We start from the raw sequence: 18674 nt of genomic DNA on the forward strand, positions 1-18674 counted from the left end.
GCGCTACTGCTCCTGGATGGTGACGGTTTCCATGTACACGCGCTCCGAGGGGGTCTCGCCCTCGGCGGCGATGGCGCCGATCTCCTCGAGGATGTCGAGGCCCTCGGTGACCTGCCCGAAGACGCTGTAGGCGCGCTGCTGGTCGAAGGCGGTGTCGAACAGCTCGTTGTAGACGAAGAAGAACTGGCTGCCGCCGGTGTTGGGGCCGGCGTTGGCCATGGCGACCGAGCCCACCGGGTAGCCGTCGGACTCGGCCAGGCCGAGCTCGTCGGGCAGGCTGTAGCCGATGCTCCAGGTGTTGGACTGGTCGCCACCACCGGTCTGCAGGGCGCCGATGCTGGTGGCGTTGCGGAAGATCTCCAGGCCGTCGAAGAAGCCCTGCTGGGCCAGGAAGACGAAGGAGTTGACGGTCTCGGGGGCGTCGTCCTCGAGCAGGTCGAGGGTCACGGTGCCACAGGACGTCTCGACGACGGCCACGTAGTCGACCCCCGCCTCCAGCACGTCCGCGGGCCCACCGGGGAACTGCGGGCGGGTGTCGGCGACGTTGGCCGGCTCGTCTGCGTCACAGGCGACCGGACGGTCGTCGATGACCGGCTCGAGGCCGGAGTCGACCGCCTCGCCCGCCTCGACCTCGGGGTCGTCGGGGACCATGGTGGCCGGCTCGGCGTCCTCGCTGGGTGCCTCCGAGCCCTGTTCGGCCGCCTCGCTGGCCGCGGCCTCGATCTCGCTCTGGAGTTCTGCGGCCGCGTCGGCGTTCTCGGACCGGCGGTCCATCACGGTGGCCGCGACGAGGACCCCGCCGAGGACGAGCACCGCGACGACCGCGATCGCGGTCATCTGGTTGCGACGACGCTCCTCCTGGCGAGCCTTCTCGCGCTCTGCTCGCCGGCGGGCCTTCTCCTGCTTCTTGTGCTGGCTTCCGCTCACGCTGTGTGTGCTCCGCGTTTCTGGTCTGGACCGGGTGGCTCCATGCAAGCGACTGCCCCGGTCGGACGGTGATCGACCCCGAAGGCTATCGCGCTCGCGCGACGCGCCGGGAATGGCCGGATTCGGCAGGTTGGCCGAACGTGGCTCAGAAGGTGTTGAGCGTCAGTCCGCCATCGATGACCAGGGTCTGGCCCGTGATGTAGGACGCCTTGTCGCCGGCCAGGAAGACGATCGCGTCGGCGACCTCCTGCGGGACACCCCATCGCTGGATGGGTGCTCGCTGGACGAACGCCTTCTCGGTGTCGTCGTCGGTCCAGGCGAACTTCGAGATGTCGGTCTTCACCCAGCCCGGCGCGACGGCGTTGACGCGCACACCGGCATGGCCCATCTCCATCGCGGAGTTGACGGTCAGGCTGATCAGCCCGGCCTTGGCCGCGCCGTAGTGCGCCATGCCCGGTGAGGACCCCGCCCCGGCGACCGACGACACTTGACGATCGAGCCGGAGCCCTGCGCCGTCATCAGCTTGCCGGCCTCCTGGGTGGCCCAGAACGCCTGGGTGAGGTTGAGGGTCAACCCCTTCTCCCAGCCCGATGACCGCATCTCGGTGATCGGCACCATGAAGGAGTTCCAGCCCGCGTTGTTGACCAGCACGTCCAGCCGGCCGAGCTCGTCGGCGGTGTGGGTCACGGCATGCCGGACCTGCGCCTCCTCCATCACGTCGGTCTGGACGACCAGCGTGCGGACGCCGTGCTCGGCGCACTGCGCGGCGACCTTCTCGAGGTCCTCCACGGTGCGCGAGGCGAGGGCGACGTCGTACCCCTCGGCCGCAAGCGCGATCGCTGTGGCCGCGCCGATGCCGCGGGATGCGCCGGTGACCAGCGCGACCTGGCGGTCCTCGGTCACGCTGCCCCGTCGCTGCGGCCGACCTCTATGCGCCAGCAGTAGCGGTGCCAGTGGCGGCGCAGGTCGGGGTCCCCGTGTGGCCAGACCACGACGTGGGCCTCGCCCTCGGGGATCGTGTTCCCGCAGTCAGGACAGATGTAGTCCTTCTCGGCCCGTTCGGCCGGCACGTTCTGGACGTCGTAGCCGTCCAGCTGCATGTCCGGGTCGATCTGGGACCGGGAGTAGATGTGAGCCATGTCCTGCAGCGCTTCGGGGTTCTGCCATGGCCGTGACTTGCGCTTGCGGCGCGCACCCTTGCTCATGTCAATCGACTTCCTCAACAGGGGCCTTCGTGGTGGTGTCCCACGGAATGTTCGTCTGGCCCCACAATCTAGTACGTGTAGAACCCTCGGCCGACCTTACGGCCGAGATATCCGACGCTCACCATGTGTTCCAGCAGCGGGACGGGCTCGAAGCCCGGGTCACGGAACTCCGCGTACAGCGCCCGGCAGATCTCCAGGGTCACGTCGAGCCCCACGATATCCATCAGCGCGAACGGTCCCATCGGATGCCCGCAGCCGAGCTTCATCGCCGTGTCGATCTCGGGGGCGGTGGCGTAGCCGTCCTCCAGCATCCTGGTGGCGTCGTTGAGGTAGGGGAACAGCAGAGCGTTGACGATGAACCCGGCGCGGTCCCCACACAGCACGCCGTGCTTGCCGAGCTTCTCGGTGATCGCCCGTGACTGCATCAGCGTCTGGTCGTCGGTGCGCACGGTGGGCACCACCTCGACGAGCTTCATGATGGCGGCCGGGTTGAAGAAGTGCAGGCCGATGACCTTCTCGGGCCGGTTGGTGGCCATGGCCATCTCGATGACCGGCAGCGAGGACGTGGTGGTCGCCAGCACGCAGTCGGGCTTGGTGATCTGGTCGAGCTCCTCGAAGAGGGGTCGCTTGACCTCCATCAGCTCGGCGACTGCCTCGATGACGATGTCGCACTCCGCGAAGCTGGCCAGCCCGTCGGTGACGCTGATCCGGCCGAGGGCCTCCTCGGCGGCGTCGGCCTCCATGCGGCCCTTGTCGACCATGCGCTGCAACGACTTGCCGACCGCGGCCTTCGCCGACTCGGCCTTGGCGACGCTGCGGCCGCGCACGATCACGTCGTAGCCGGCCTTGGCGCAGACCTCGGCGATACCGGAGGCCATCGTGCCGGTGCCGAGCACGCCGATGGTGCCCCAGTGGGCGATCGACTCGGGGTCGATCGGGGTGACGTCGCTGGCGTCGTCGGCGGCGGTGCGGGAGGAGTTGGGCTTCTCGTAGGTGTAGAAGCCGCGTCCGGACTTGCGCCCCATGAAGCCGGCGGTCTTGAGCTGGCGGATGATCGGGTGCGGGGCATAGCGCACGTCGCCGAACTGCTCGTACATCCGCTCCATGATGGAGTTGGTGGAGTCGATGCCGATCAGGTCGACGAGGCCGATCGGGCCGATGGGGTGGCCGCAGCCGAACCGCATGGCGGCGTCGATGTCCTCACGGGTGGCGTAGCCCTCCTCCACCATGCCGACGGCCTGGTTGAGGTAGGGGAACAACAGCAGGTTGGCGATGAAGCCGGCCCGGTCGCGCACGACGACGGGGGTCTTGCCGAGCTCGGTGGCGAACGCCTTGGCCAGCTCGACGACCTCGGGGTTGGTGACCACCGTGGTGATCATCTCCACGAGCTCCATCACGGGAGCCGGGTTGAAGAAGTGGAAGCCGAGGACGCGGTCGGGCCGCTTGGTGTGGACCGCCACGTCGATGACACCCAGGGAGGAGGTGTTGGTGGCGACGATCGCGTCGGGCCGCAGGACCGCGTCGAGCTGCTCGAAGGTCTTCTGCTTCATGTCGAGCTGCTCGGGGACCGCCTCGATGACGAGGTCGGAGTCCGACAGGACCGCGAAGTCGGTGTGGCCGCTGATCCGGTCGAGGATCGCCTCCATGTCCGCCGCGTCGAGCTTGCTGCGGTCGACCGCACGCTGCAGGGAGTTGCGGATCCGGCTGAGGCCCTTCTCGACCATCTCGTCGTTGACCTCGACGAACTGCACCGCGCGGCCACCCCGGGCGACCACCTCGCAGATGCCCGATCCCATGGTTCCACAGCCGACGACGCCGACCTTCTCGATGCGCTCCACAGCTCTCCCTCGCAGGGTTGTCCGGCCCACGCCGTGGCGCCGACGCGGGGAGGAGGAGTCTATGGGGTCGGGTTCGCTCGGCCCGAATCAGGGCCGGGTGCCAGGCCGACCTCGACCGCCATGCGCTGTCGGTGGCCCCACGCCTTCCACAGGTCCCGGCTGGCCCCGAGCCCCATCCCCACGAAGACGAGCGCGAACGTGGCGACCGCGTCGGGTGCCCCCTCCCAGAACAGCTCGACGACCAGGGCGACCATCGCGAGGGACTGCGCGATCGTCACCGTAAGCAGCGCCTGCCGGGCCGTCTGCGGTCGCCGCCACGACCCTCCGTCTCGACGTCTCATCCTCACCCCACGCATATCCGGACTGCGGGTCCACACCCTACCCCCGCCTCCCGGCACCCCGGCCTCCCCTCACCCACCCGGCGTGTGCGATCCCCCTCACCTGCCGTGGCCCAAGCCACCCACCCCAAGCCGGCGTGTGCGATCCCCACCCCTTGGCGACGCCGAACGCACCCAACCGGCCAGGGTGGGTGCAATAGCCGCCCCTCAGAGGCGTCCAACGCACACACCGGTCGTGCGGGACCTCCGGTGTGCTGCAAACCCCAGTAGACAGAGCTGCACCGCCGCAGGGCGCCGACGAAACGCGAGCGAGACTCGCAGTGCCCGATGCGGAGCGAGGGCCGAGAATCGAGGGAGTGATTCGTCGGTCACGAGCCCGAGGACCCGACGAGCGGAGCGAGGACCAGCAACGGAGCCCAACTCACACCCCACTAACTCAATACGTTCAGCAGGCTCAGGACCGTCCGCAGCAGCATGGCGTGGCGGGGCAGGCCGTGGACCTGCAGGCCGCCGGCGACCCAGCGGCTGGTCAGGCCCCGGCCCGAGGACGTCAGCAGGTCGGGGATGCCGAAGCGCAGCGGCACGGTGGAGAGGCCGAGGATCGTGTCGGCGGTGCCGACGAGGCGCAGCTCGGCCGCCATGGCGGGGCCGGACGTCACCCACAGCTGGTCGCCCGCGAAGTGCAGGCGGACCTGTTCGTCGGTGTCGGTGACGACGATGCCCACCGATCCGCTGGACCGGCGGACGAGCGACCCCTTCGACGGGTCGGCGACGAGGTTGGCGCTCAGCAGTCCGCCCAGCATCCCGGCGAACGCCCCGGCGCCGTCCTCGACCTCGACGGTGACCTCGGGCAGCAGGGGACTCATCCGACCCCGGCTGCGCCGGAGCGGATCAGCAGGAACCCGATCAGGTTGAACACGACGTGGGCCACGATCGGCACGACGAGGGTCCCGTGGCGACGCATCACCCACGCCAGCACCATCCCCAGCGGGAACGTCAGCGCGATCACGAACCGCTCGACGTGGGTCACGCCGAAGGCCAGCCCGGACAACCCGATGGCCGGCCAGGCGGGGAGGTGCTTGTTGAGCGCCTGGAACAGCACGCCGCGATACAGCAGCTCCTCACCGAGCGGGCCGAGCAGCACGACGCCGAGCCCGACCAGCAGTGAGGTCACCCCGCCGGCCTGCGCGGCCTCCTGCACGCCTTCCTGCACGACGGGCGCGTCACGGCCGAGCGCGTCGATCAGGGTGGTCAGGGCGATGCCCAGGCCGAGCTGGACGACCACGAACCCTGCCAGCCCGTACCCGATGCCGAGGGCGACGTCGCGCAGCGTCGGTTGCTTGACGCCGAACGCCCGCCGCACGGCGTCCGGGACCTTCGCCTGCAGGCCGCGGAACCGCACCCAGGACACCGTGACGGCCGTCAGCATGACGACGGCCACCAGGACCCCCACGGCGGTGGACTCCGAGGACAGGGGGTCGCTGAAGGTCGATCCGACGATCGTGGCGCCGGCACCGGCGACGACCAGCCACAGGACGTAGATGACGAGCGCGTCCCACCACTCCCACGGGATGGCGTGACGACGGTCGCGGCCGTCCATCGGCGCGGGGCTCCACTCGGCTGCGGGCACCGGGATCCGATCGCCCACCTCGGGCTGCACGCGTTACCCCGCTGCCGCGGTGCCGACGCGCTCGACGTCGGCGCCGAGGTTGGTCAGCTTGCCGAGGAAGTCGGCGTATCCACGGTCGATGTGGAACGGGTCACGGACGACGGTCTCCCCCTCGGCGACGAGGCCGGCGAGGACCAGCGCCGCGCCCGCCCGCAGGTCGGTGGCCCGCACGACGGCGCCGTGCAGGGCACGGGGTCCCCGGACGACGACGTGGTGTCCCTCACGCGTGATGTCGGCACCCATCAGCTGCATCTGGTCGATGAGGGCGAAGCGGCCCTCGTAGACGTTCTCGGTCAGCAGGGACTGGCCCTGCGCCTGCGACAGGAGCGCCTGGAACTGCGCGAGCATGTCGGTGGGGAAGCCGGGATAGGGAAGCGTGGCGACGTCGGCGGCCACGAGCTGCGCGCCGGGCAGCACACGGATGAAGTCCGCACCGGTCCGCAGCTGCACACCCGCCGCGCGCATGCGGTCCAGCGGGCGGGCCAGGTGCGCGGGGTCGACGCCCTCGATGGTCACGTCCCCACCGGTCATCGCCGCGGCGACGGCGAAGGTACCGGCCTCGATCCGGTCCCCGACGACGCGGTGCCGGCAGGGCGTCAGCGCCTCGACGCCCTCGATGGTCAGCTCCGGCGTGCCCGCACCGGTGATGCGTGCCCCGAGGCCGTTGAGGAAGTCGATCAGGTCGGCGATCTCGGGCTCACGGGCGACGTTGCGCAGGCGGGTGGTCCCCCGCGCGGTCGTGGCCGCCATGACGAGGTTCTCGGTTGCCCCGACGCTGGCGTACTCCAGCTCGTAGTCGGCGCCGACCAGCCCTCGGGGTGCACGGGCCTCGAAGTGCTCGGCGCCCACGGTGATCTCCGCACCCAGGGCCGCCATGCCCTCCAGGTGCAGGTCGACGCCACGGGACCCGAGGTTGCAGCCGCCGGGCTGGGCGATGTGGGCGTAGCCCATCCGCGCCATCAGGGGCCCGAATGTGGCCAGGGAGGATCGCAGCCGGCCCGCCAGCTCGAGCGTGGTCCCCTCCCCCAGCTGGTCGGGCACGTCGATGGTGACCGTGTGGGTTCCCGCGCCGTCGGCTTCGATGGCGACGGTGGCGCCGAGGTGGCGCACCACGTCGGCCATGGCGAAGGTATCGGAGATCCCGGGGACGTTGGCGAGCACGCTGGTGCCGGGCGCCAGGAGGGCGGCCGCGAACAGCTTCAGCGCAGAGTTCTTGGCGCCACCGATCCGGACGGTACCGGTCAGGGTCGCGGGCCCGCGGACGACGAAGGCGTCCTCGTCGGGGGCCAACGCCGCGCGTGTGTGCGATCCGTCGACAAGCGGGGCGTCGACGGTGTGTGAGGTGGCGGTCATCGCGCTCGGATTGTATCCCCGGTGGGCTGCAGTCCCCGGGAGCTCCCGGCCCGATGGGCAGGGTGCACCGCCACCGCCAGGGGGTGTGGAGGAGCCCACGAACGGGTGCAGCCGGTCAGGATGCGTCGCCGAACAGCGGCAGGCGGACATCCATCGTGGTCCCTCCGCCGGGGGTGTCACGCAGCGCGATCGATCCGCCGTGCGCCTCGACGATGGTCTTCACGGTGTACAGGCCGAGGCCGGTCCCGCGGACGTCGCCACGGGCGAACCGGCCGAAGACGTTCACGCCGGCGGGCATGCCGGGTCCGTGGTCGACCACGAGCATCTGGGCCATGCCGTCGGTGCGTTCGACGACGACCTCCACCGGCGAGCTGCCGGGGACGTACCGCAGGGCGTTGGCGATCAGGTTCTGCACGACGCGGGTCAGCTGATCGGCGTCGCCCCAGGCGATGACGGTGGGGTCACAGCTGGCGCTGAGGCGGCTCCGCTGCTCGGGTGCGGCGATCATCAGCGCCTCCGACACGACGTGGTGGAGGGGTACGGCGACCTGCTTGTCGGGCTGCAGCTCCCCGGCGTCGGCCCTGGCGGAGTCCATCATGTCGTCCAGCATCCGGCTCACCCGCAGGGCCTGGCGCTCGATGGTGTCCAGCGCCTCCTCTCGGTCCTGTTCGCTCAGCCGGCCACCGGCACGCCGCAGGGTCTTCGCGAACCCCAGGACGGCGGTGATGGGGGTGCGCAGGTCGTGGGTGATGCCCTCGACGTAGTCGGCGCGACGCCGGTTGCCCTCGTGGAGCAGCCGGTTCGCCTCGGCCTGACTGGCGAGCAGCCGGGCGTTGCTGATCGCCAGCGCCGCCTGGCGCGACAGCGCCGCCCCGACCTGTGTGCAGAGGCTGGTGAACCCGCGCGGGTTGGCGTCGGTGTGGGCGACGACCAGGTAGCCGATCTCCAGCTCCCCGACCAGCAGGGGCAGGCCGTGCACGCTGATGGCGCCCGTCTCCCGATCCCAGGGCCCGGCGAGCCACGGGCAGGTCCGTGTGTCCTGGGTCAGGAACGGCTCGACGGAGGCGAACATCTCCTCCGCCGCCCGCCGTCCCTCGGCGTGGATGACGTCACCGGGCTCCCAGGTCCGATCCGAGGAGTGGAAGGCCGCGAGCTCGAGCTCCGACCGGTCGTCGTCCCACAGGTAGATGGCCGACCGTTCGCACGACAGGGCGTTGGCGGCGTGTCGGGCGATGTGGTTGACGATGCGGTCGGGGTCCAGGCCCGACGCCTGCGCCACACCGGCGATGGCCTCGAGGATCTCCACCTTGCCCTCGAGGTCGGCGAGGGTGTCGACCCGTCGCAGCGCCGCCCATGCCTCCGAGGCCAGCGCCCCGGCGAGCTCGAGGGAGTCGTCGTCGCGACGCCGGACCCCCTCGCCCACCAGCGCCAGGACCGTGCCGGCCGGCTGGGGGCCGGCGGGGATCGCCAGCGCCGCGGTCGTCACGCCGTTGACCGGCAGCTCGAGGAGCTGGGCGAGGCCGGTCTCGGCGACGTCGTCGAGGGCCGAGGGGCTGTCCATGTGGATGGACTCGGCGACCTCCTGGTGGTCACCGATGGCCACCGAACCGTCCCACCCCGTCGGGCCTCGCGTCAGCATGTAGCCGGCGTCGCCGGGCAGCAGGTCCTGCAGGACCATCGCGACGGCGGCCACCACCTCGTCACGCCGGGCCGACTGGGCCAGCGCACGGGAGTAGACGTTGCGGGCGTGGGTCCGTGGGTCGGTGGAGCGGACGGCACGGAAGAACGACCCGAACCCGGCCGGCCGGCCGTCGGCGTCGGTCAGGCGGGTGTAGGCCGTGACACACACCTCGATGGTGCGCCCGTCGGCGTGGCGACGAGGGAAGACCAGCGGCACCTCCTCGGCCCAGTCCTCGAAGGTCGCGAGCGCGCTGCGGAGGTCGTCGCGTTGTGCCGGTGTCAGATGGGGCAGCGGCCCCCCGAGCACGTCATCGCGCCTGAAGCCGGTCAGCGACTCGGCGGCGCGGTTCCACTCCACGACGTTGAGCTCGGCGTCGGTGGCGCAGAAGGCCTCGGGACAGACGTCGAGGACTCCGTCGAAGCTGGTGGGTTGTGCGGTGGGGTGGGATATGGCCACGAGTCGTTTCGCGCTGGAGGTGTGAGGGGGCGGTCACCTCGGCGTGACTCGAATGGTAAGGCCAGAAGCCACTCGAGGGGGCCCCTGTTGACACGCCATCTCCAGAACGTGCACAGCAGGGTCGTCACGACGAAGAACCGTGCCACCTGCAGGACCGCGTCCTCGACGGAGCTGCGCCCCTCCAGCCACTCGGGCGCGACCGCCAGCACCAGGAGGTGGCCGGTGTAGACGGTGAGCGCCATCTGGCCCACCGCGACCAGGGGGAACGACAGCCGCGGGAGGAGCGACCCGAGCACGAGGCTCGCACCCAGGACGGCCACGGCCACGGCGACGGCCCCGACGACGTTGAGCGGCGTGCCGCTGTGCCCCTCGGCCAGCAGGTACGGGGAGTCCGCGGCAGCGGCGCTGCTGCTCCTGGCGAGCTCGCTGGCACCGTAGGCGGCAGCGGCCACGACCGTCCCGCCGGTCACGAGCATCCACTGGGTCGCCCGGTCACGCAGGTCGGCACGGCCGACCAGCACGCCGACCAGCACGGCAGGCGCCCAGGTCATCACCGGGTAGAAGCCGGTCACGAGGATGTCGCCCACGACACCGACCACGTCCAGGGGGTTGTCGGTGATGCCGCGCACCGACAGCGCGGAGCCGAAGAGGGCGATGTAGGTGGTGGGACCGATCACGGTCCAGCCGGCGGTCAGCGTCACCAGCCACCCCGTCGGCAGCATCGCGCCCAGACCACCGACGACGTAGTAGGCGGCGTAGTAGTGGAGGATCACCGCGACCGGGGTGGGCAGCATCTGCAGCGCCAACCCGAGGGGGAGGAAGATCACGGCCCGCCAGGCGACCTTGGTCCATGCAACGGTGCGGCGCCGGGCGGCGTCGGGCATGCCGCGATGGGTCCCCCTGAACAGCAGGCTGACCCCGACGCCCGCCAGCATGACGAACAGCATCGACGCGCGACCGTAGGAGGTCCGGTAGATCCAGCCGGCCGTCGTCGTGGTGTCCGGGTCGAACGGGCCGAAGTGGACCATGACCATCCCGAGGATGGCGAGCGCCCGGGCGATGTCGATGCCCAGGATCCGGTCGCGGCGGGCGATGGTGGCGGTCACGTCGTCCAATGATGCGACCCTCGGCTGGGGCGTGCCGTGGGCTTGACCAAGTCTTTCGGTCCGCCGACGTCCCGCGCCGCTCGTGGCGAGCGGCACCGATGATGCGCTAGACCGGTGGCATGCGAACCATCCACGCTGTCCTGCTCGTGGCCGTCCTGGTGCTGACCGGCTGCGGTGGTGACGGTGGTGGGGACGAGGCCGTGCAGCAGACCACCGAGCCGTCACCCACGGCGGTCGCCGAGGTCGAGACGGTGACCCCGCCGGAGAATCCCAAGGACGAGGCGGGCCTCGAGGTCGACCTCGACCCCAACGACGACGACCCCATCGAGGCGGAGGAGGATCCGTCGGCACCCGACGACGACCCGCTGGAGCTCGAGCCGGAGGACGACACGGCGGAGCCGACCGGACCGCCGACCGAGGGCCTGCCGGGAGGTCGGTACGTGCAGATCGACACGGTGACGGCATCGGGCAGCGCCTACGCCGTGGAGTTCACCCCGTACAACTTCGTTCCCCTGATCGGCTCGGGAGACCAGGACTTCCACATCCACTTCTTCTGGAACAGCGTCGAGCCGCAGAACGCCGGCACCAACGGCCCTGCCCCGGGCGACTGGTTCCTCTACGACGGCGGCTCGCCGTTCACCGGCTACACCTTCGCCGCGCGGCCGCCGGAGGCGACGCAGATGTGCGCGCTGGTCGCGGACTCCGCACACGGCGTCACCGTCGGGTCGGGCAACTGCGTGACCCTTCCGTAGGCGAACGGGGGCAACGACAACGCCCGCCCCGGGGAGGGGCGGGCGTCACATGGGTTCTGTCGTGGTTGTTGGCCTAGGCCGGCGCCGGCGCGTTCGCCCCGCGACCCGGCGTGGTGAACTTCTCCACCATGGCGTGGGCCGCGTCCTTGTCGGCGACCTCCTCGGCGAAGTCCGCCAGGACGGTCAGCTTGCCGTCGGCGTACTGCAGGAAGCCGGAGCGGACGGCGAAGGTCGTCCGGGTGCCGTCGGCACCGACGAGCTCCAGCGGGGCCGCGGCGAGCAGCAGCAGCACCGGCTGGTGGCCGGTGAGGATGCCGATCTCGCCCTCGGTCGAGCGGGCGTACACCTCGGACACATCACCCTCGAACAGGGCGCGGTCCGGCGAGACGATCTTCGCGTCAATCACTTGCGAACCTCCGGTTCGACGATCATGCGTCTTCGAGCTTCTTGGCGTTCGCCAGGACGTCGTCGATGCCACCGGCGTTGAAGAAGGCCTGCTCGGGGATGTGGTCGAGCTCACCGTCGATGAGCTTCTCGAAGGACTCCACCGTGTCGGCGATCGGCACGGTGACGCCGTCGACGCCGGTGAACTGCTTGGCGACGTAGAAGGGCTGGGAGAAGAACCGCTGCACCTTGCGGGCGCGCTGCACGGTGACCTTGTCCTCCTCCGTCAGCTCGTCGAGGCCCAGGATGGCGATGATGTCCTGCAGGTCCTTGTAGCGCTGGAGCACCTGCTGGGTGCGCTGGGCGACGTCGTAGTGACGCTGGCCGACGACCTCCGGGGTCAGGATCCGGCTGGAGGAGTCCAGCGGGTCCACGGCCGGGTAGATGCCGAGCTCGGAGATGGCACGCGAGAGCACCGTCTGGGCGTCGAGGTGGGCGAAGGTGGCGTGCGGCGCCGGGTCGGTGATGTCGTCAGCGGGGACGTACACGGCCTGGATTGAGGTCACCGAGTGACCCTTGGTCGAGGTGATCCGCTCCTGCAGCATGCCCATCTCGTTGGAGAGGGTGGGCTGGTAACCCACGGCCGACGGCATGCGGCCGAGCAGGGTGGAGACCTCCGAGCCCGCCTGGGTGAAGCGGAAGATGTTGTCGATGAAGAGCAGCACGTCCTTCTGGTCGACGTCGCGGAAGTACTCCGCCATCGTCAGCGCAGACAGGGCGACGCGAAGGCGCACGCCCGGCGGCTCGTCCATCTGACCAAAGACCAGCGCGGTCTTCTCGAGCACGCCGGCTTCCTCCATCTCGATGCGGAGGTCGGTGCCCTCACGGGTGCGCTCGCCGACGCCGGCGAACACCGAGAACCCACCGTGCTGCTCGGCGACGCGCTGGATCATCTCCTGGATGACCACGGTCTTGCCCACACCGGCACCACCGAACAGACCGATCTTCCCACCCTCCACGAAGGGCTGGATCAGGTCGATGACCTTGATGCCGGTCTCGAACATCTTGGCCTGCGGCTCGAGCTCGTCGAAGGGCGGCGAGTCGCGGTGGATGGACCAGTAATCCGACGCGTGGATCTCGCTGGCGTCGACGTCGAGGGGCTCGCCCAGGACGTTGTAGACGTGACCCAGCACACCCTCGCCGACCGGCACCTGGATGGGCTTGCCGGTGTTGCGGACGACCGTGCCACGACGCAGGCCGTCCGTGGGCTGCATCATGATCGCGCGGATGACGCGGTCACCGACGTGCTGGGCGACCTCGGCGGTGAGGATGTCGCTCTTGCCGTCCAGCTCACGGGTCAGCTTCAGCGCCGTGTTGATCTCGGGCAGCTCGTCCGGAGGGAACTCGACGTCGATGACAGGCCCGACGATCGAGAGGATCCGGCCTTCTGCGAGGTTCTCGCTCATGTTGTTGATGCTCCTAGTGCCGAAGGCAGTGAAAGGTGAGGAGTGTCTAACCGTTGGACAGGGCCTCGGCCCCGCCGACGATCTCGGAAATCTCGGTGGTGATTGCAGCCTGGCGGGCCTGGTTGGCCTCGATGGTGAGCTTGTCCAGGACGTCGCCGGCGTTGTCGGTGGCCGACTTCATCGCCCGCTGGCGGCTGGCGTGTTCCGACGCGGCGGACTCCAGCAGGCCGGCGAACACCTGGTGCTCGACGTAGCGGGGGATCAGCGCGTCGAGGATCGCCTCGGGCTCGGGCTCGATCATGAACTCCGGGCTGATGCCCTCGCCGCCCTCGAGCGCCCGACGGTCGACGGGCAGGATCTGCACGGCGTTGGGGGTCTGGGTCAGGGCGGACTTGAAGTCGGTGTAGATCAGGAAGACCCGGTCGACGTCGGTGTCGATGAAGGCCTGCACGATCGGTTCGGCAACGGCCGCCGCGTCGGCGTAGGTCGGCTTGTCGGTGACACCCTCCCACGTCGTGGCAGGGGTGTAGCCGCGGTAACGGAAGTACCCGTCACCCTTCTTGCCGACCGTGTGCAGCTGCACCGACAGGCCAGCAGCGACCTCCCGCTCGATGACCCGCTCGGCCAGGCGCAGCGCGTTGGTGTTGTACGCGCCGGCCAGGCCGCGGTCGGAGGTGATCACGATGACCGCGGCCGTGGTGGGGTTCTCACGGTCCTGCAGGATCGGGTGCTGACCGATCGTGGACTCGGCGGCGAGGTCGCGGATGACCCGCGAGATGCCTTCCGCGTAGGGGCGCGCAGACTCCACGGCTTGCCGAGCCTTGGTGATGCGGCTGGCCGCGATCAGCTCCATCGCCTTGGTGATCTTCTTCGTCGAGTTGACGCTCTTGATCCGGCGACGCAGCGCGCGGAGTTCTGCTGCTCCTGGCATGGATCGGTTCCTTGGTGGTCAGGGGTGTCTGACGTGGCGGCGCCCTGCCGGGCGCTAGCTGCCCGACAGCGTGTCGAGGTCTTCCATGGTCACGTTCTCCTCGACCTCAGCGGTCTCGCTGGGGACGAAGGTGGCCTTGAAGCCCTCGACACCGGTCTTCAGCGAGGCCTGGACCTCGTCGGAGTACACGCCGTTGTTGAGCGACTCGAGCGCGTCGGCGTGACGAGTGCTGAAGTACTCCAGCAGCTCGTCCTCGAACCGCTGCACGTCGGCGACGGGCACGTCGTCGAGGTAGCCGTTACCGGTGGCCCAGATCGAGAGGACCTGCTGGCCCACCGACTGCGGCTGGTACTGGCCCTGCTTGAGGATCTCCACAGTGCGACGACCGCGATCGATCTGCTGCTGGGACGCCTTGTCGAGCTCGGAACCGAACTGCGCGAATGCTTCCAGCTCACGGAACTGGGCGAGGTCCACGCGCATGGTGCCGGCGTTCTTCTTCATGGGCTTGGTCTGGGCCGACCCACCCACGCGGGACACCGAGATGCCCACGTTGATGGCGGGACGCACACCCTGGAAGAACAGGTCGGTCTCGAGGTAGACCTGACCGTCGGTGATGGAGATCACGTTGGTCGGGATGAACGCGGAGACGTCGCCACCCTTGGTCTCGATGATCGGCAGCGCCGTCATCGAACCGCCGCCGAGGTCGTCCGACAGCTTGGCCGCACGCTCCAGCAGACGGGAGTGGAGGTAGAAGACGTCACCCGGGTAGGCCTCACGACCCGGCGGACGACGCAGCAGCAGCGACATCTGGCGGTACGCGTCGGCCTGCTTGGACAGGTCGTCGTAGATCGCCAGCGCGTGCTCGCCCTTGTACATCCAGTAGTTGCCGATGGCGGCACCGGTGTAGGGGGCGAGGTACTGGAACGGCGCCGGCGTCGACGCGGCAGCCGCGACGATCGTCGTGTACTCCATCGCACCGTGCTCTTCGAGCTTGGCGACGACCTCAGCGATCGTCGAGCCCTTCTGGCCGATGGCGACGTAGACGCACTTGACCTGCTTCTTGGGGTCGCCCGACTCCCAGTTCTTGCGCTGGTTGATGATCGTGTCGACACAGACCGCGGTCTTGCCGGTCTGGCGGTCGCCGATGATCAGCTGGCGCTGGCCGCGGCCGATGGGGGTCATGGCGTCGATCGCCTTGATACCCGTCTGCAGCGGCTCGCCGACCGGCTGGCGCTCGACCACGGAGGCCGCCTGGACCTCGAGGCCGCGACGACCGTCGAGCTTGCCGGGGTCCAGCGGACCCTTGCCGTCGATCGGACGACCCAGGGGGTCGACGACCCGGCCCAGGTAGGCGTCGCCCACCGGAACCGAGAGGACGCGACCCGTCGGCTTGACCGGGTCGCCCTCCTCGACGCTGGAGGAGTCACCCAGGACGACCGCACCGATGGTGGTCTCGTCCAGGTTCAGGGCGATGCCGAGGAGCTGACGCCCCTCGTGGTCCACGCCGAAGTCGAGCAGCTCGTTGGCCATCGCTCCGGGCAGACCGCTCACGCGGGCGATGCCGTCACCCGACTCGACCACGCGACCGACCTGCTCGCTGGTCACCGTGGGGGTGTAGGCATCGATCTTGGACTTCAGGATCGCCGAGATGTCATCGGCGCTGAAAAGATCAGTCATCGGTTGGTCGCTTTCACGCTTGGTGTTGAGGGGTGAACGATCTGGATGGTCAGGCGGTGACCAGGGCCGACTTCAGCTGGGTCAGCTGACGCAGGACGGAGCCGTCGATGACGGTGTCCCCGAGCTGGACGACGATGCCGCCCAGGAGGTCCTCGTCAACGGTGACCTTGAGCTCGACCGGCTGGCCGGCTCGTGCGCTGAGCGCGGTGACCAGCGCCTGGCGCTGGGCCTCGCCCAGCGGCTTGGCGCTGTGGACGACGGCGACCGACGCGCCGCGGGACTCCGCGGACAGGTTGGTGGCCGCCGAGGCGATGTCGGAGACGTGGCGGATCCGGTCGGCCGACAACAGCATCTGGACGACCGCGATCGTGCCCGGGTGCGCTCGCTGGAGCGCCTCGGTGATCGCGTTGCGGCGGGCCTCGAGAGGCACCGCGTTGTCGGTCAGGGTGCTGCGCAGGTCGGCGTCGCCGTCGACGGTACGAGCGAACTCGTACAGCTCGTCGACGACCCGGTCGGCCGCGCCCTCGGCGCGGCCGATCTCCACGACCGCGCGACCGTATGCGGTGGCGATGTCGTCAGCCATCGGGCTTCCTTCTAGTTGGTGGTCGAGAGCTTCGAGATGAAGCTGTCGACGAGCTGGTCGTGACGGGACTGGTCGACCTCGGCACCGACGATCTTGCTGGCGATGTCGGTGGAGAGGGTGGCGACCTGACCGCGCAGCTCCTCGAGGGCGCGGGCCTTCTCGGCCTCGCTGTCGGAAGCGGCGCGCGCACGGATCGCGGCGGCCTCTTCCTCGGCCCGGGCGACGATGTCGGCCTTGAGCCGCTCACCCTGCGCCTTGGCGTCCTCGATGATCTGGTTGGCCTCGTTGCGGGCCTCGGACAGGGACTCCTGGTACTCGCGACGAGTCTTCTCGGCCTCGGCCAGCTGGGCCTCGGCCTCCTCGATGCGACCCTGGATGGCGGCACGACGTTCGTCGAGCGCCTTGTTCATCTGGGGGAACACGCGGCCGCTGATCACGATGAACAGCAGCGAGAACGCGATGAAGCCCCAGATGAGCTCCGGGATCTCCGGGAGCAGCTGCAGCTCGGTGTCGACACCGGCCTCAGTGGCCAGGACGATCATGGGGGTCGGCATGGTGCCCTCCCCTACGCGTTGATGATGAAGGCCAGCACGAAGCCCAGCAGGGCGAGCGCCTCGACCACGGCGATACCGATGAACATCGTGGTGCGGACCTGGCCGGCAGCCTCGGGCTGGCGGGCCATGGACTCGATCGCACCCTTGATGAGCATGCCCAGGCCGATACCCGGGCCGAGGGTGCCCAGGCCGAACACGAGGCCGACACCGATGACACCGATGTTGCCGGTCAGACCGGAAGCGGCTTCACCAGCAGCCTCGGTCGCGAACGCCGGCTGGACCATCATGGCGGACAGCGCGATGACGGCGGCTGCGAGGGGCAGCAGTCGCTTCTTCATCATTGACTCCTTGATCATTCAGGGGATTTGCGGGCTTGCGGGAACTGGACTGGACGTGACCGGCCACTGTCGACCGACCGAACCGCCGGAGCGGTCCTAGTGCTGGGCCTCGACTGCACCGGAGAGGTAGACAGCGGCGAGGATCGCAAAGATGTAGGCCTGCAGGAAGCTGACGAACGCCTCGAACCCGACCGCGAGCGGCGAGATCAGGAGGGTCAGGATCCCGATGGGGAGGCCGAGGAGGTTGGACTCGTCGGGGATCAGGCCGGGGATCCGGAAGAACGCGTGGGTCGCCAGGAAGACGATGGTCAGCAGGATGTGACCGGCGACCATGTTGGCGAACAACCGGACCGTCAGCGTCAGCGGACGCAGGATGAAGGTGGACACCAGCTCGATGGGGGTGAGCAGGAGGTACACGGGGGCGGGGACGCCCGGGGGGAACGCAACTTCCTTGAAGTAGCCGATGCCCTGGTACTTCACACCGGTGGCCACGAAGACGACCAGGGTGACGAGGGCCAGCATCAGCGGGATCGCGATGCGCGATGTCGCCGGGAAGTTCACGAACGGGATGATCTTGAACATGTTGTTGAACAGCACGAACAAGAAGATCGTGGTCAGGAAGGGCGCGAACTTCTTGCCCTCCGGGCCGATGATGTCCACGGCGATGCCGTCACGGACGAACTCGACCACCGACTCGCCAGCCGCCTGCAGCTTGTTCGGCACGACCTTGGGGTTGCCCAGGGCCATCAGCATGAAGATGGAGGCGAAGATCAGGCTGAAGAGGATGATCAGCCAGGTACGGGTGATCTCCAGGCCGCCGATCTCGAACAGCGCCGGCAGGTTGAAGATCTCGCCCGCGGGTGGGACACCGAAGTTGCCACCGTACGGGTGGGCATCGGCTGCGAGGATGAGGTTCACGTGAGCTGCCTTTCGGTGTCACTGTGTGGGGTCGAGGGGATGGACAACCAGAAGAATCGGGGGTCGCGGGCGGCGGCGATGATCTCTGCCACCAGGGCACCGACCAAGCCGAGGGCCAGGCCGATCGCGAAGGAGTTCATGGGGAGCAGCCCGAGCTGGGCGACGAGCACGAGCACGACCAGCGCGACCATGCCGCGCAGGCCGAGGGCAGCCAAGGACATGGCAACAACCATGTCGTTCCCCGCCTTGGCTCCACGCTTGTACAGCGGCATGGCGACGATCGACAGGGCGGCGACCAGCACCGCGCCTGCCCCGACGGCGACGCCGGCCTCACCACCGTCGAGCAGACCCACGACGACCGACCCGATCACGGCCGCAGCGCACGCGCCGAGCACGCCGGCAACGGCCAGCGACTGCTCGGGAGCATGGTTGGGAGTGAAGATGGGCATCGGACGAGGGGGCCTGTTCGGTGCGTTGGATCGGGCGGCGACGTGCGTG

General features: G+C 69.3%; 19 protein-coding genes and 1 pseudogene. 1 reads left to right on the forward strand and 19 read right to left on the reverse strand.

Going from position 1 to position 18674, the window contains the following annotated elements; all coding sequences use genetic code 11:
• Positions 1-3: 3 nt before the first annotated feature.
• The 10 genes and pseudogenes from DVS28_RS18400 to DVS28_RS18445 form a co-directional block, all read right to left on the reverse strand.
• Entirely contained in the window at positions 4-927 is a 924-nt protein-coding gene (locus tag DVS28_RS18400; protein ID WP_164710739.1) for a peptidylprolyl isomerase, read from the reverse strand.
• A gap of 145 nt (positions 928-1072) precedes the next feature.
• A pseudogene (locus DVS28_RS30170) lies at positions 1073-1830 on the reverse strand (SDR family NAD(P)-dependent oxidoreductase).
• Positions 1827-2132 carry a hypothetical protein gene (locus DVS28_RS18410; RefSeq protein ID WP_205712429.1) on the reverse strand — a complete coding sequence of 102 codons (306 nt, stop codon included), beginning with the start codon at positions 2130-2132 and terminating at the stop codon, positions 1827-1829. The pseudogene DVS28_RS30170 and the gene DVS28_RS18410 overlap by 4 nt, the downstream one beginning before the upstream one ends.
• A 68-nt stretch (positions 2133-2200) precedes the next feature.
• Positions 2201-3970: a 3-hydroxyacyl-CoA dehydrogenase family protein gene (locus tag DVS28_RS18415; protein ID WP_216826139.1), complete on the reverse strand. Its 1770-nt coding sequence runs from the start codon at positions 3968-3970 to the stop codon at positions 2201-2203.
• Between the two features lie 59 nt (positions 3971-4029).
• Positions 4030-4248 (reverse strand): hypothetical protein, encoded by a 219-nt coding sequence (locus tag DVS28_RS18420; RefSeq protein ID WP_164710740.1) that lies wholly within the window; start codon positions 4246-4248, stop codon positions 4030-4032.
• Between the two features lie 491 nt (positions 4249-4739).
• Positions 4740-5174 (reverse strand): hypothetical protein, encoded by a 435-nt coding sequence (locus DVS28_RS18425; RefSeq protein WP_114592766.1) that lies wholly within the window; start codon positions 5172-5174, stop codon positions 4740-4742.
• Positions 5171-5968 (reverse strand): CPBP family intramembrane glutamic endopeptidase, encoded by a 798-nt coding sequence (locus DVS28_RS18430; RefSeq protein ID WP_114592767.1) that lies wholly within the window; start codon positions 5966-5968, stop codon positions 5171-5173. Before DVS28_RS18430 ends, DVS28_RS18425 begins: the two co-directional genes overlap by 4 nt.
• A gap of 3 nt (positions 5969-5971) precedes the next feature.
• Positions 5972-7330, reverse strand: a complete 1359-nt coding sequence (gene murA / locus DVS28_RS18435) for a UDP-N-acetylglucosamine 1-carboxyvinyltransferase (RefSeq protein ID WP_114592768.1) — start codon at positions 7328-7330, stop codon at positions 5972-5974.
• A gap of 115 nt (positions 7331-7445) precedes the next feature.
• Positions 7446-9368: a PAS domain-containing sensor histidine kinase gene (locus tag DVS28_RS29670; protein WP_245973645.1), complete on the reverse strand. Its 1923-nt coding sequence runs from the start codon at positions 9366-9368 to the stop codon at positions 7446-7448.
• Positions 9338-10573 carry a DUF418 domain-containing protein gene (locus DVS28_RS18445; RefSeq protein ID WP_164710742.1) on the reverse strand — a complete coding sequence of 412 codons (1236 nt, stop codon included), beginning with the start codon at positions 10571-10573 and terminating at the stop codon, positions 9338-9340. The genes DVS28_RS29670 and DVS28_RS18445 overlap by 31 nt, the downstream gene beginning before the upstream one ends.
• 119 nt (positions 10574-10692) lie before the next feature.
• Here DVS28_RS18445 and DVS28_RS28575 point away from each other — a divergent pair, with 119 nt between their 5' ends.
• Positions 10693-11325, forward strand: a complete 633-nt coding sequence (locus DVS28_RS28575) for a hypothetical protein (RefSeq protein WP_164710743.1) — start codon at positions 10693-10695, stop codon at positions 11323-11325.
• A 73-nt stretch (positions 11326-11398) separates the two neighbouring features.
• On the opposite strand, the gene DVS28_RS18455 is transcribed toward DVS28_RS28575, so the two are convergent.
• From DVS28_RS18455 to DVS28_RS18495, 9 genes are all read right to left on the reverse strand, one after another.
• Positions 11399-11731 (reverse strand): F0F1 ATP synthase subunit epsilon, encoded by a 333-nt coding sequence (locus DVS28_RS18455; RefSeq protein ID WP_164710744.1) that lies wholly within the window; start codon positions 11729-11731, stop codon positions 11399-11401.
• Between the two features lie 22 nt (positions 11732-11753).
• Complete coding sequence (atpD, locus tag DVS28_RS18460) at positions 11754-13175, reverse strand: F0F1 ATP synthase subunit beta (RefSeq protein WP_114592773.1); 1422 nt, start codon at positions 13173-13175, stop codon at positions 11754-11756.
• 46 nt (positions 13176-13221) lie between these two features.
• Complete coding sequence (locus DVS28_RS18465) at positions 13222-14106, reverse strand: F0F1 ATP synthase subunit gamma (protein WP_114592774.1); 885 nt, start codon at positions 14104-14106, stop codon at positions 13222-13224.
• A 54-nt stretch (positions 14107-14160) separates the two neighbouring features.
• The gene (gene atpA / locus DVS28_RS18470; RefSeq protein WP_114592775.1) at positions 14161-15783 is read right to left on the reverse strand and encodes a F0F1 ATP synthase subunit alpha; all 1623 of its coding nucleotides are present in this window, start codon (positions 15781-15783) and stop codon (positions 14161-14163) included.
• Positions 15784-15832: 49 nt separating this feature from the next.
• On the reverse strand, positions 15833-16366 hold the full coding sequence (atpH, locus tag DVS28_RS18475; RefSeq protein WP_114592776.1) for an ATP synthase F1 subunit delta: 534 nt from the start codon (positions 16364-16366) through the stop codon (positions 15833-15835).
• A gap of 11 nt (positions 16367-16377) precedes the next feature.
• Complete coding sequence (gene atpF / locus DVS28_RS18480; RefSeq protein WP_114592777.1) at positions 16378-16920, reverse strand: F0F1 ATP synthase subunit B; 543 nt, start codon at positions 16918-16920, stop codon at positions 16378-16380.
• Positions 16921-16931: 11 nt separating this feature from the next.
• Positions 16932-17204 carry an ATP synthase F0 subunit C gene (atpE, locus tag DVS28_RS18485; RefSeq protein ID WP_114594267.1) on the reverse strand — a complete coding sequence of 91 codons (273 nt, stop codon included), beginning with the start codon at positions 17202-17204 and terminating at the stop codon, positions 16932-16934.
• A gap of 150 nt (positions 17205-17354) precedes the next feature.
• Positions 17355-18176 carry a F0F1 ATP synthase subunit A gene (gene atpB / locus DVS28_RS18490; RefSeq protein ID WP_114592778.1) on the reverse strand — a complete coding sequence of 274 codons (822 nt, stop codon included), beginning with the start codon at positions 18174-18176 and terminating at the stop codon, positions 17355-17357.
• On the reverse strand, positions 18173-18625 hold the full coding sequence (locus DVS28_RS18495; RefSeq protein ID WP_114592779.1) for a hypothetical protein: 453 nt from the start codon (positions 18623-18625) through the stop codon (positions 18173-18175). The genes atpB and DVS28_RS18495 overlap by 4 nt, the downstream gene beginning before the upstream one ends.
• Between the last annotated feature and the right edge of the window lie 49 nt (positions 18626-18674).

It is taken from the genome of Euzebya pacifica (assembly GCF_003344865.1).
Classification (GTDB): Bacteria; Actinomycetota; Nitriliruptoria; order Euzebyales; family Euzebyaceae; genus Euzebya; species Euzebya pacifica.

Bases quoted from the DNA above. Each gene is read 5' to 3' on its own strand.
- DVS28_RS18425 (WP_114592766.1), bottom strand. From the start codon at position 5,174: ATGAGTCCCCTGCTGCCCGAGGTCACCGTCGAGGTCGAGGACGGCGCC.
- DVS28_RS18410 (WP_205712429.1), bottom strand. From the start codon at position 2,132: ATGAGCAAGGGTGCGCGCCGCAAGCGCAAGTCACGGCCATGGCAGAAC.
- atpF (WP_114592777.1), bottom strand. From the start codon at position 16,920: ATGCCGACCCCCATGATCGTCCTGGCCACTGAGGCCGGTGTCGACACC.
- atpA (WP_114592775.1), bottom strand. From the start codon at position 15,783: ATGACTGATCTTTTCAGCGCCGATGACATCTCGGCGATCCTGAAGTCC.
- murA (WP_114592768.1), bottom strand. From the start codon at position 7,330: ATGACCGCCACCTCACACACCGTCGACGCCCCGCTTGTCGACGGATCG.
- DVS28_RS18465 (WP_114592774.1), bottom strand. From the start codon at position 14,106: ATGCCAGGAGCAGCAGAACTCCGCGCGCTGCGTCGCCGGATCAAGAGC.
- DVS28_RS18495 (WP_114592779.1), bottom strand. From the start codon at position 18,625: ATGCCCATCTTCACTCCCAACCATGCTCCCGAGCAGTCGCTGGCCGTT.
- atpE (WP_114594267.1), bottom strand. From the start codon at position 17,204: ATGGTCCAGCCGGCGTTCGCGACCGAGGCTGCTGGTGAAGCCGCTTCC.
- DVS28_RS28575 (WP_164710743.1), top strand. From the start codon at position 10,693: ATGCGAACCATCCACGCTGTCCTGCTCGTGGCCGTCCTGGTGCTGACC.
- atpH (WP_114592776.1), bottom strand. From the start codon at position 16,366: ATGGCTGACGACATCGCCACCGCATACGGTCGCGCGGTCGTGGAGATC.
- atpD (WP_114592773.1), bottom strand. From the start codon at position 13,175: ATGAGCGAGAACCTCGCAGAAGGCCGGATCCTCTCGATCGTCGGGCCT.